Below are 10301 nucleotides of genomic sequence, written 5' to 3'. Positions count from 1 at the left end.
GCCACGTCAGGCATCCTTGCGCTCCAGCAGCGAGCAGGCCGCGCGCAGGCCCAGCAGATAGCTGTCCACACCGAAGCCCGCGATGCTGCCCGCGCTGACCGTGGACAGCACCGAATGGTGACGGAACTCCTCACGGGCGTGGACGTTGGACATGTGCACTTCCACCACCGGGATGGACAGTATGCCCAGGGCATCCATGATGGCGTAGCTGTAATGGGTCCAGGCCCCGGCGTTGATGACGATGGCGTCCGTGCCGTCCGTGAGGGCCGCGTGGATGCGTTCCACCATCACGCCCTCGTGGTTGGTCTGGAAGGTCTCCAGCGCCACGCCCAGTTCATCGGCCAGCCCGCGCAGGGCCGCATCGATGTCGGCCAGGGTGGCATGGCCGTAATGCCGGGGGTCACGTTTGCCGAACATGTCGAGATTGACGCCGTGGAGGACGAGGATCTTGCGCATGGTATCCCTCCTGACTCAGGCGCGCGCGGCGCCCAGCTGATGTTCCAGGGCCAGACGGGCGGCCTGCGGCATGTCCTGCCCGGTCCAGAGGCGGAACTGGGCCTCGCCCTGGCGGAAAAACATCTCCAGACCGCTGATGGTGGCCCAGCCGCGGGCCTGCGCCTCGCGCAGGAACAGGGTGCACAGCGGGTTGTAGACGATGTCGTAGGCCACGGGCACGCCGCCGTCCGCCGGGGCCGGGGCCCGGTCGAAATCATAGGGGCTCCGGTCCTCGGCCTTGCCGTGCATGCCTAGGGGCGTGGTGTTGACCAGCAGCGAGGCCGCCACGTCATGACGCTCGGCCCAGGGAACGGCCGTGACGCCGAAGCGCTCCACCAGCGGCGCATGGGAACGGTCGGAAGGTGTGGTCACGAAGATGCGGCGGCAGCCGTGCAGCCACAGGCCGCAGACCACGGCGCGGGCGGCCCCTCCGGCGCCCAGCACCAGCACCGGCGTGGCCGGGTCGAGGCCGCGTTCCAGCAGGGGATGCATGAAGCCGGTCACGTCGGTGTTCTCGCCGCAGAGCCGGCCGTCCCGCCAGTACAGGGTATTGGCGGCGCCCATGAGCTCCACGCGCTCGCTGCGGTGATCCAGCAGGGGCAGGATCTCCACCTTGTGCGGCAGGGTGACGGAGCAGCCGCGGATGCCCAGCAGGCGCATGCTGTCCACGAACTGCGGCAGCTTTTCCGGGGGCAGCTCCCAGAGCATGTAGGCCGCGGGGATGCCCAGGGCCTGGAAGGCGGTGTTGTGCAGCAGCGGGCTCAAGCTCTGGGCCAGGGGCCAGCCGATGACGCCATAGAGAGATGCGGGGATGAAAGCGGACATAAGGCAGTTCCCATAAAGGAGAGGGGCACGGACGGGCCGTGCGGGACGTTATTCTTCGGGCAGGTCGGCGGCCCGCCAGGCGCGGAAGCCGTCGGCAAGGTGCAGCACGTCGTCCCGGCCCCACTGCCGCAGCAGGCGCATGGCCTGCCCAGAGCGGTTGCCCGAACGGCAGTAGAGCAGGATGGGCACGTCCTCGCGCGCCAGGGCTTCCAGACGCTGCCGGAAATCCGGGGCGAAGAAGTCCAGATTGCGGGCACCGGGCAGATGCCCGTCCCGGAACTCTTCCGGGGTGCGGATGTCCAGCACCACCAGACCGGCGGGCGGCTGGGCCAGCACCTGTCGGGCCTCGTCCGGGCCGATGTCGCGGGCCGGAACGCTCGCGGCGGGCAGCAGGAGGCAGCAGAGCAGGAGCAAAAGGGAAAGGAGACGGGACACGGGACCTCCGGAAGACACAGGAGACAAAAAGGGCGGGAAGGCGCACGCCCTCCCGCCCCAGGGGACATTACTTGCCGGCCACCGCGGCGTAGGCGCGGGCGAAGCCTTCGGCGGCATTGCGGATGACGGTCTCGTCCACGCAGAAGGCCAGGCGGAAATAGCCGGGGCAGCCGAAGCCGGAACCGGGCACGGCCAGCACGCGTTCTTCCACCAGACGGTTGACGAAGGCCACGTCGTCACCGCCGGGGGCCTGCGGGAAGAAGTAGAAGGCACCGGCGGGCATCTGGAAGCTGTAACCGGCAGCGGTCAGTACCTCGGCCATGGCCTGACGGCGGCGGGCGTAGATCTCCACGTCCACCTGGCTGCCCAGGGCGGCGGCCATGATGTGCTGGCCCACCACGGGCGGGTTGACGAAGCCGAGGATGCGGTTGGTCAGGGTCAGCGCGGCCATGAGCTTGGCGCGGTCGGCCAGCTTGGGCGAGACGGCCACATAGCCCACGCGCTCGCCGGGCAGGGACAGGTTCTTGGAGAAGGAGCTGATGACCACGGCGTACTGGTACAGGGGCAGCACCGAGGGCACTTCCACGCCGTCGTAGGTCAGGAAGCGGTAGGGCTCGTCGGCGATGAGCCAGATGGGATGGCCGTACTGCTCGCTCTTGTTCTCCAGCAGGCGGCACAGGGAGGTGACGGCCTTGCGGCTGTAGACCACGCCCGTGGGGTTGTGGGGCGAGTTGATGAGCACCACGCGGGTCTTTTCGTCGATGGCTTCTTCTAGGGCGTCCAAGTCGGGCTCGAAGGTGCCGGGCTTGCTCATGATGGCCTGGAGGCTGCCGCCGTGGTTGGCCACATAAAAGCCGTATTCCACGAAATACGGGGCAAAGGTCAGCATCTTTTCGCCGGGATTGATGACGGCGCGCAGGAAGGCATTGAGGCCGCCGGCGGCACCGCAGGTGAGCAGCACGTCATTGGCCTCCAGGGCCACGCCCTGCTCCTTGCTCAGATGGGCGGCCAGCTGTTCGCGCGCCCAGGGAAAACCGGCATTGGGCATGTAGCCGAAAGCGAAAGGTTCACCGGCATGCTCGGCAAAACGGCGCAGGCCCTCGCCCACGGCGGCGGGGGCGGGCAGGTCGGGATTGCCCAGGCTGAAGTCATAGACGTTCTCCGCACCGTAGCGGGCTTTCAACTGGCCGCCGGCCTCGAACATGCGGCGGATCCAGGAGGCATTTTCCAGATAGCCGGAAACGCTTTCTGCAAGAAGGGACATGGGGTTCTCCTGAGTTGTTGTCCACGCAATCCTGGCGGAGCGCACGAGGGCTCGTCAGACTGCTGATCCTATTGTCATTCTGGTGACTATCCAGTATAGCTTGCGAAGGCTGGAAATAGCAAATACCCGGAGGCCCCTCATGCGCAAGCGTTTTTCTGGAAAAAACCTGTACCGTGCTCCGCTCCTGCTGGGCGCGACCCTGATGCTCTCGGCCTGCGGCCTGTGGCAGGACGGCAGCGAGTCCCCCGCCCAGCCGGAAACGTCCCCCGACATGCAGGTGGAAGTGAAGCTGCGCGCCCTGCACCGCTGCTCGCGCATCTCGCCCGAAATGGTGGTCACCAACGTGCCCAAGGGCACGGACTACTTCGATGTCCGCCTGCTGGAGAACGAGCCGCAGGAACGCCTGCTGGGCGGCGGCAGCTGGGAGAACGACGGCACGGGCATCATCCCCGAAGGCGCCCTGACCCGTGTCTATACCGGCCCCTGCCCGCCGGCGGGCCAGAGCCGCCAGTACACCTATGTGATCTCCGCCATGTCCCACAAGAACAAGCAGCCCCTGAGCGTTCGGGTCTATCCCTTCGTGCAGGAATAGGCAGGAGAGCTTTCGGGAGCCTCCCCTGCGGGAGCGCCCGGGCATGGCCCGACCGCCGGCCCCGCATCCCGTGAGCCCGGGGGAGCCGCCTCCCCGCCAAGATGCGCCGCAGGCGTGAGCCGTCACAGCGGCATCCCTGAAAAAAAGCAGGACCGCCGTCCCCATCGGGGATGGCGGTCCTGTCGTTTTCCTTGCGGAAAAAAATCCGGCCCGACTACTTGTTGCCCAGGGTCTCCTGGAGCACGTCGATCATGAAGGCATCGGGGTTCTTGGCGCAGGCGGCCAGGAACTTGTCCAGGGTCTCCTGCTTGGCCAGGATGGACTTTTCCGTCACGTTGTACTGACGGTTGTAGGCATCCAGCCAGATGACGAAGCCGCTGCCGTTCTCGGGATGTTCGTTATAGGCACGGCATTTGGTCACGTCGGCTTCCCATTCGCCGCTGACGGGACGGGGCAGCTTTTTCTTGAGGGGCTCCCAGATCTCGGCCACCACGGCGGTGGGCTGCTCCTGGCACATGAGGTAGGCCTGGGGCACCAGCACGTTGATGGCCTGCGGATCGGCCACGGTGTAGCCGATGTTGGAGCTCACGAAGCCGTCGATCTGCAGGGCCTGGAAGATGGGCGGATCCTGGCTGACGGCGCCCTGTGCCACGAATTCGGCGCAGATGTAGTTGGCGGGGTCGATCTTTTCGTCTTCCGCCTGGGCAGCCAGGGGCAGGGCCAGCAACAGGCAGCAGCACAAAAGCCATTTTTTCATGTTTCCTCCTGAAAATCCGGCAGCCCCACGACAGGCGTGGGGCTGACAGTCCAGAATCGGTGAGGAACAGGCCGCGGCCTATTCGAAGCGGCTGGCGCCGGTGATGAGCACCATGTCGGTGGGCACGTTCTCGTGGATGCCCACGCTCTTGGTCTTGACCTTGGCGATCTTGTCCACCACGTCCATGCCTTCCACGACCTTGCCGAACACGCAGTAGCCCCAGCCGCTGGGCACGGGAGCGCTGTAGTTCAGGAAGTCGTTGTCCACCAGGTTGATGAAGAACTGGGCGGTGGCGCTGTGGGGATCCATGGTGCGGGCCATGGCGATGGTGCCGCGGTCATTGGAAAGACCGTTGTCGGCTTCGTTCTTGACGGGGGCGCGGGTGGCCTTCTCGTCCATGCGGGGGCCAAGGCCGCCGCCCTGGATCATGAAGCCGGGGATCACGCGATGGAAAATGGTGTTGGCATAAAAGCCGTCATCCACATATTGCAGGAAGTTGGCGACGGTGTCGGGAGCCTTGTCGGGGAAGAGCTCGATCAGGATGTCGCCCGAGGTCGTTTCCAGCAGCACGGTGGGATTGGACATGGTAACTCCTTGAGGGAAATTTGCGGCGGCCGTGCAACACGGCGGCCATCCGTCTCTATACGACAAGCGGCCGGCAAAGACAATGCGCCCCTCTCCGCCCCGGCGGGGTGACAGGAAGGGCCCGCACGGCTACACTGCCGCCATGAGATCCCGCCAGACCACCGGTCAGCATACGCTGCCGTCCCTCGTCCCCGTCACCGGTGCCGTGCCGCCGCCCGGTCACCGTCCGCCCGAAAAGCACCTCCCCGAGCTGCAGCAGGCCCTGCTCGCCTGGTTCGACGCCAACGCCCGCCCCCTGCCCTGGCGGCGCCATTACACGCCCTACGAGGTCTGGATCTCGGAGATCATGCTCCAGCAGACCCAGATGGAACGCGGCGTCAGCTATTTTTTGCGCTGGATGGAGCGTTTCCCCGACCTGCACGCCCTGGCCGCCGCTTCCGAGGAAGAGGTGCTGCACGCCTGGGAGGGCCTGGGCTACTATTCCCGCGCCCGCAACCTGCTGGCCGCCGCCCGTCTGGTCATGCGGGAACACGGCGGCATCTTCCCCTCCGATCCCGAAGCCATCCGCGCCCTGCCCGGCATCGGGCCCTACACCACGGCCGCCATCGCCAGCATCGCCTTCAACCTGCCCGTGGCCTGCATCGACGCCAACGTGGAACGGGTCATCGCCCGCGTCTTCGATGTGGACAGCCCGGTCAAATCCGGCCCGGCCGCCGCACGCATCGCGGAGCTGGCCCGCCGCATCCTGCCCGAAGGCGAGGCGCGCCGCCACAACCAGGCCATGATGGAGCTGGGGGCCCTGGTCTGCGGCAAAAAGCCCCGTTGCGGCCAGTGCCCCCTGGCCCGTTTCTGCACGGCCCTGCATCTGGGCATCGTGCATGAGCGTCCCGTGCCGGGCAAAAAGGCGGAGATCACGCCCATCGAAGTGGTGACCGGCGTCCTTTCCAGCCACGACCGCCTCTTCGTCCAGAAGCGTCTGCCCCAGGGGGCCTGGGGCGGCCTGTGGGAATTCCCCGGCGGCCGCGTGGAACCCGGCGAGACGCCGGAACAGGCCGTGGTGCGCGAGTTCGCCGAAGAGACGGGCTTCACCGTCCGGGTGACGGCCCCGCTGGGCATCATCCGCCACGGCTACACCACCTACCGGGTGCGCCTGCACTGCTTCGCCCTGGAGCTGGTCTCGGACGCGACGCCCCAGCCGCCCGAACCGCCCGTGCTCACGGCGGCCACGGCCTGCCGCTGGCTGGAACGCGGGGAGCTGGAAAACCTGGCCATGCCCGCCGCCCACCGCAAGCTGGCCGACAGCCTCACGGCGCCGAAAGGGCCGCTGCTGAAGGGTTTTTAGGGCTTTTTTTGAGGGGGGAAGGGGCCCCTTCATCTCTGCTGCCGAGGTCCGGGGTGTTCTTTTGAGGGGAAGCCCCTCATCTCTGTTGTCGATGCCCATAGCTTCCTGCGTCGCCAACGGGCACGGCCCTGCGGGCCGCCATCCGGTCGCTGCTGGCGCGAGAGGGGTTCCCCCTCAAACGTCCCCCTCCCCAGCGCGCTTTATCAGGAGAGGCAGCGCGTCCTTGCCGCCCTCCACCGCAGGACCGGAGACGGGATGACCTGCGCACAGGAGTCCGAGACGGCGGACCGGCCCTGTCCACCTTTCCAAAGTGAAGCCGCACGGGTCCGCGCCGCACTGGATGCCCGGCCTGTCCGCAGCAGCCTTGCCTGAAAAATCCGCGCCAAAAGCGGATTTTTCCGCCTCCGGCCATGAAAAAAGGCTTGACAGCCCCCCGATTCTCTCCTTATATGGTTGTCCGAAATGGCGCGGCAGTCACTGCCGCATCATCCTGATGCAGAACATGCGTTCACAACGGGGTGGCCTCAACAGGCCCCCTTTTTTTTGTACTTGCGACCGGGCAGACGCCCAGGAAGGGACATGAGCGAAAACAGCCTCAAGGAAACCGTCACCCGTCTGGCCACGCCCCTGGTCCAGGCTCAGGGTCTTGAAATCTGGGGTGTGGAGATCGCCCAGGCAGGCCGCACCACGGTGCGTGTATTCGTGGACCTGCCGCTGGAGGTCAAACAGGCCCAGGCCGCGCTGTCCGCCGACAGCGATCCCGCCGACAACCTTGAGGACAGCGCCGACATCATGGCGGCCCGCTCCGCCAGCATCGACCAGTGCGAGGAGATCTCGCGCCAGCTCGGTCTGGCCCTCGAAGTGGAAGACCTCATCGAACAGGCCTATGTGCTGGAAGTCTCCACGCCCGGCTTCAGCCGTCTGTTCTTCTCTCTCGACCAGATGCGTTCCTATGTGGGCGACATGGTGGAACTGCGCATGGTCTCCGCCTACGCTCCCGAGAACGCTCCCGCGGCCCGTCGCGCCTGGCGCGGCGTCCTGCGCGAAGTCACCGACAGCGCCGTGCGCGTGGCCCCGGCCAGCGTCTCGGCCGAGGGCGACATCTGCCCCGAGGCCATGGACGAGGTCCTGGTGCCCTGGGACATGGTGCGCCGCGCCAGCCGCATCCATATTTTCCGCCAGCCGCAGAAGCCCGGCAAGCAGCCCGCCCGCAAGGCCGCCAAGGCCGCGCCCCAGGGCGACGCCCCCCAAAAGGGCAAGAGCAAGAGCGGCAAGAGCAAGCATCCCGGCCGTAACGAGGCCGAAGACATATAACCGCACGGGCACGCCCTGCGGTCCTCTCACGCGGCCGCAAGGCCGCTTCGTCATCACCCGCCCGTGACGGCGGTTTCCGGCCCCGGCCGGTACACCAGGAAATTTATGCCGCCCAGTGCGGCAGCCGGAGGTAGCAATGAACCTTGAACTCAAAAAGGCCATTGACCAGATCAGCAAAGACAAGGGCCTTGACCGCGACATGCTCATCAAGACGCTTGAAGATGCCGTGCGCACCTCGGTGCAGCGCCGCTTCAGCGAAGATATGGATGTGGAAGTCCGGTACAACGACAACACCGGCGACATCGAAGTCTACCAGTTCAAGATCGTGGTGGAAGACGGCGAGGTCGAGAACGAAGACACCCACATCGGCATCACCGAAGCCCGCACCCATGATCCCTCCGTGCAGATCGACGACGAAGTCGGTTTCCGCGTGAAGGTGGAAGACCTGGGCCGCATCGCCGCCCAGTCCGCCAAGCAGGTCATCATCCAGCGCATGCGCGACGCCGAGCAGGAGATCATCTACGACGAGTACAAGGACCGCATGGGCGAGATCGTCTCCGGTATCGTGCAGCGCCGCGACAAGGGCGGCTGGGTGGTCAACCTGGGCCGCACCGAAGCCATCCTGCCCCGCGAGGAACAGATCCCCCGCGAACACTACAAGCGCAATGACCGCGTGCAGGCCATCATCATCGACGTGCGCAAGGAAGGCCGCGGCCCGCAGGTGGTCATCTCCCGCGCGCACCGCGACTACATGGCCGCCCTGTTCCGCCGCGAAGTGCCCGAAGTGGACGACGGCGTGGTGCAGATCATGGGCGTGGCCCGCGACCCCGGCTCCCGCGCCAAGGTGGCCGTGCTCTCCCGCGAGCGCGACGTGGATCCCGTGGGCGCCTGCGTGGGCGTGCGCGGTTCGCGCATCCAGAACATCGTGCAGGAACTGCGCGGCGAACGCATCGACATCGTGGTCTGGAGCCCCGATATCGCCACCTACGCCCGCAACGCCCTGGCCCCGGCCATGGTCTCCCGCATCGTGGTGGACGAAGAAGAGAACCTGCTGGAAGTCATCGTGCCCGATGACCAGCTGACCAACGCCATCGGCCGCAAGGGCCAGAACGTCAAGCTGGCCGCCCGCCTGCTGGGCTGGAAGGTCGATATCTTCACCGAGACCCGCTACAACGAGGCCAATGCCATCGGCCACGGTCTGGAGCAGGTGGCCAGCGTGGCCGAAGTCTCCATGAACCAGCTGCTGGAAGCGGGCTATACCTCGCTGGACCTGCTGCGTCAGGCCACCGACGAGGAACTGTCCGACAAGCTGGCCATCTCGGACAGCCGCATCGCCGACCTGCGTTCGGCCATCAACTTCCTGGCCCCCGTGGCCGAGCCCGAACCCCGGGCCGCTGAGGAAGACACCGACGCCGGCAACAGCGAAAAAGCCCAGGATGGTGATGAAGACTAGCCCCGACGCGCCCGTTGAGGGCTGCGAAGGGCCAGTGAGAATGTGCGTCATCTGCCGCCGCCGGTTCGCCAAGGCAGCACTGACGCGCCACGTGCGCGACGCGCACGGAAATTTGATTATCGACGCGCCGCAGACCAGTCCGGGCAGGGGCTGGTACCTGTGTGACGATCCGGCCTGCGCGGCACGATTCGCCAAGTTCAGACCGTCCAGACGGCGCAAGGGGGAAAAGTAATGTCGGACAGTAAAATCAAAATCAAGGATCTTGCCGCTGAGCTCAAGATGGATGCCAAGGAACTGCTGCAGGAGCTGCAGTCCATGGGCTTCAACGTCAAGAGCGCCCAGGGCTCCATCCCCATGGAAGAAGTGAGCGGGGTTCGCGACCGTGTGGCCGAGAACCGCCAGCGCAAGGCCGACCGCAAGGACGATCAGCCCACGGTCATCGTGCGCCGCCGCCGCGTGAAGGACGAAGCCCCGGCCGAAGAACAGCCCGTGGCCGAGACCAAGGCCGAAGCCGCGCCCGAAAAAACTCCCGAGCCCGCCGCTCCGGTGGAGACGCCCGCGGCCCGCGTGATCTCCGTCCCCGAGCCTGAAAAGGCTCCCGAGGTCAAGCCCGAACCCGTGAAGGCCGAGCCCAAGGCCGAAAAGACTCCCGAACCCGTCGCCCCGGTGGAAACGCCCGCTGCCCGCGTGGTGGCCGCCCCCGAGGCCGAAAAGGCTCCTGAAGCCAAGCCCGAACCCGTGAAGAACGAAGCCAAAGCCGAACCCAGGACCGAAGCCAAGCGCGAAGCCCGCGTGGAAAAGGCGACGCCCCAGACCGCCCGCGTGGTGGCTCCGGCCGGCGCCCGCGTCATCAGCCGTCCCGATGCCACGCCCACGGCCCGCATCATCCGGCCCGCCCAGGCCGCCGCTCCCGTGACCAAGACGGAAGCCAAGCCCGAGCCCAAGCCCGAAAAGGCTCCCGAAGCCAAGCCCGAAGTGCGCAAGAGCGCCGTGCTGGCCGCCATCAACGCCAAGGAAGCCGCCGAGAACGGCGCCGCGGAAAAGGCCGCCAAGCCCCGCACCGGCCGTCCTGACGCTTCGGCCATGCCCGAAGGCTCCTCCGCCCCCACGCTGCCCCAGCGCGAGGCCCGCGAGAACCGTGACGACCGTCCCGCCGAAGCCACGCCCACCCGCGCCCGCGTGGTGGCCCCGGCTCCCCAGGTGCGCGTCATCTCCCGTCCCCAGCCCGGTGCCGCGCCC

The 10301-nt window shown here is 66.7% G+C and carries 12 protein-coding genes; 6 read left to right on the top strand and 6 right to left on the bottom strand.

Features of this window, described 5'->3' with window-relative positions; translation table 11 throughout:
• Positions 1 to 6: 6 nt before the first annotated feature.
• From aroQ to DESPIG_RS10840, 4 genes are all read right to left on the bottom strand, one after another.
• On the bottom strand, positions 7 to 456 hold the full coding sequence (gene aroQ, locus DESPIG_RS10855) for a type II 3-dehydroquinate dehydratase (protein ID WP_006008587.1): 450 nt from the start codon (positions 454 to 456) through the stop codon (positions 7 to 9).
• Between the two features lie 15 nt (positions 457 to 471).
• A complete protein-coding gene (gene aroE / locus DESPIG_RS10850; RefSeq protein ID WP_006008586.1) occupies positions 472 to 1320 on the bottom strand; it encodes a shikimate dehydrogenase in 849 nt (282 codons plus the stop codon).
• Positions 1321 to 1368: 48 nt separating this feature from the next.
• Entirely contained in the window at positions 1369 to 1755 is a 387-nt protein-coding gene (locus tag DESPIG_RS10845; RefSeq protein WP_006008585.1) for a rhodanese-like domain-containing protein, read from the bottom strand.
• A gap of 67 nt (positions 1756 to 1822) precedes the next feature.
• The gene (locus DESPIG_RS10840; RefSeq protein ID WP_006008584.1) at positions 1823 to 3019 is read right to left on the bottom strand and encodes a pyridoxal phosphate-dependent aminotransferase; all 1197 of its coding nucleotides are present in this window, start codon (positions 3017 to 3019) and stop codon (positions 1823 to 1825) included.
• 139 nt (positions 3020 to 3158) lie between these two features.
• Between DESPIG_RS10840 and DESPIG_RS10835 the strand changes: the two genes are divergently transcribed.
• A complete protein-coding gene (locus DESPIG_RS10835) occupies positions 3159 to 3611 on the top strand; it encodes a hypothetical protein (RefSeq protein WP_006008583.1) in 453 nt (150 codons plus the stop codon).
• 214 nt (positions 3612 to 3825) lie between these two features.
• Here DESPIG_RS10835 and DESPIG_RS10830 read toward each other — a convergent pair whose 3' ends face one another.
• Both DESPIG_RS10830 and DESPIG_RS10825 read right to left on the bottom strand, forming a co-directional pair.
• Positions 3826 to 4368: a hypothetical protein gene (locus tag DESPIG_RS10830; RefSeq protein ID WP_006008582.1), complete on the bottom strand. Its 543-nt coding sequence runs from the start codon at positions 4366 to 4368 to the stop codon at positions 3826 to 3828.
• Between the two features lie 78 nt (positions 4369 to 4446).
• Complete coding sequence (locus DESPIG_RS10825) at positions 4447 to 4953, bottom strand: peptidylprolyl isomerase (protein WP_006008581.1); 507 nt, start codon at positions 4951 to 4953, stop codon at positions 4447 to 4449.
• A gap of 142 nt (positions 4954 to 5095) precedes the next feature.
• On the opposite strand from DESPIG_RS10825, the gene mutY reads away from it, so the two are divergent.
• The 5 genes from mutY to DESPIG_RS14125 form a co-directional block, all read left to right on the top strand.
• On the top strand, positions 5096 to 6295 hold the full coding sequence (gene mutY / locus DESPIG_RS10820; RefSeq protein WP_006008580.1) for an A/G-specific adenine glycosylase: 1200 nt from the start codon (positions 5096 to 5098) through the stop codon (positions 6293 to 6295).
• 579 nt (positions 6296 to 6874) lie between these two features.
• A complete protein-coding gene (locus DESPIG_RS10815; protein ID WP_006008578.1) occupies positions 6875 to 7609 on the top strand; it encodes a ribosome assembly cofactor RimP in 735 nt (244 codons plus the stop codon).
• Between the two features lie 136 nt (positions 7610 to 7745).
• A complete protein-coding gene (gene nusA, locus DESPIG_RS10810) occupies positions 7746 to 9062 on the top strand; it encodes a transcription termination factor NusA (RefSeq protein WP_006008576.1) in 1317 nt (438 codons plus the stop codon).
• Positions 9046 to 9294, top strand: coding sequence for a YlxR family protein (locus DESPIG_RS10805; RefSeq protein WP_006008574.1), 249 nt, complete (start codon positions 9046 to 9048; stop codon positions 9292 to 9294). Before nusA ends, DESPIG_RS10805 begins: the two co-directional genes overlap by 17 nt.
• Positions 9294 to 10301, top strand: a 1008-nt coding sequence (locus DESPIG_RS14125) for a translation initiation factor IF-2 N-terminal domain-containing protein (RefSeq protein WP_006008573.1), incomplete at its 3' end; no start/stop codon positions are given. The genes DESPIG_RS10805 and DESPIG_RS14125, both read left to right, overlap by 1 nt.

This window comes from Desulfovibrio piger ATCC 29098, assembly GCF_000156375.1.
GTDB lineage: Bacteria > Desulfobacterota > Desulfovibrionia > Desulfovibrionales > Desulfovibrionaceae > Desulfovibrio > Desulfovibrio piger.
Note: the sequence above shows the minus strand (reverse complement) of the source record. Positions and strands in the feature narration are given on the sequence as shown.

Bases quoted from the DNA above. Each gene is read 5' to 3' on its own strand.
- mutY (WP_006008580.1), top strand. From the start codon at position 5,096: ATGAGATCCCGCCAGACCACCGGTCAGCATACGCTGCCGTCCCTCGTC.
- DESPIG_RS10825 (WP_006008581.1), bottom strand. From the start codon at position 4,953: ATGTCCAATCCCACCGTGCTGCTGGAAACGACCTCGGGCGACATCCTG.
- aroE (WP_006008586.1), bottom strand. From the start codon at position 1,320: ATGTCCGCTTTCATCCCCGCATCTCTCTATGGCGTCATCGGCTGGCCC.
- nusA (WP_006008576.1), top strand. From the start codon at position 7,746: ATGAACCTTGAACTCAAAAAGGCCATTGACCAGATCAGCAAAGACAAG.
- DESPIG_RS10840 (WP_006008584.1), bottom strand. From the start codon at position 3,019: ATGTCCCTTCTTGCAGAAAGCGTTTCCGGCTATCTGGAAAATGCCTCC.
- aroQ (WP_006008587.1), bottom strand. From the start codon at position 456: ATGCGCAAGATCCTCGTCCTCCACGGCGTCAATCTCGACATGTTCGGC.
- DESPIG_RS10830 (WP_006008582.1), bottom strand. From the start codon at position 4,368: ATGAAAAAATGGCTTTTGTGCTGCTGCCTGTTGCTGGCCCTGCCCCTG.
- DESPIG_RS10805 (WP_006008574.1), top strand. From the start codon at position 9,046: ATGGTGATGAAGACTAGCCCCGACGCGCCCGTTGAGGGCTGCGAAGGG.
- DESPIG_RS10815 (WP_006008578.1), top strand. From the start codon at position 6,875: ATGAGCGAAAACAGCCTCAAGGAAACCGTCACCCGTCTGGCCACGCCC.
- DESPIG_RS10835 (WP_006008583.1), top strand. From the start codon at position 3,159: ATGCGCAAGCGTTTTTCTGGAAAAAACCTGTACCGTGCTCCGCTCCTG.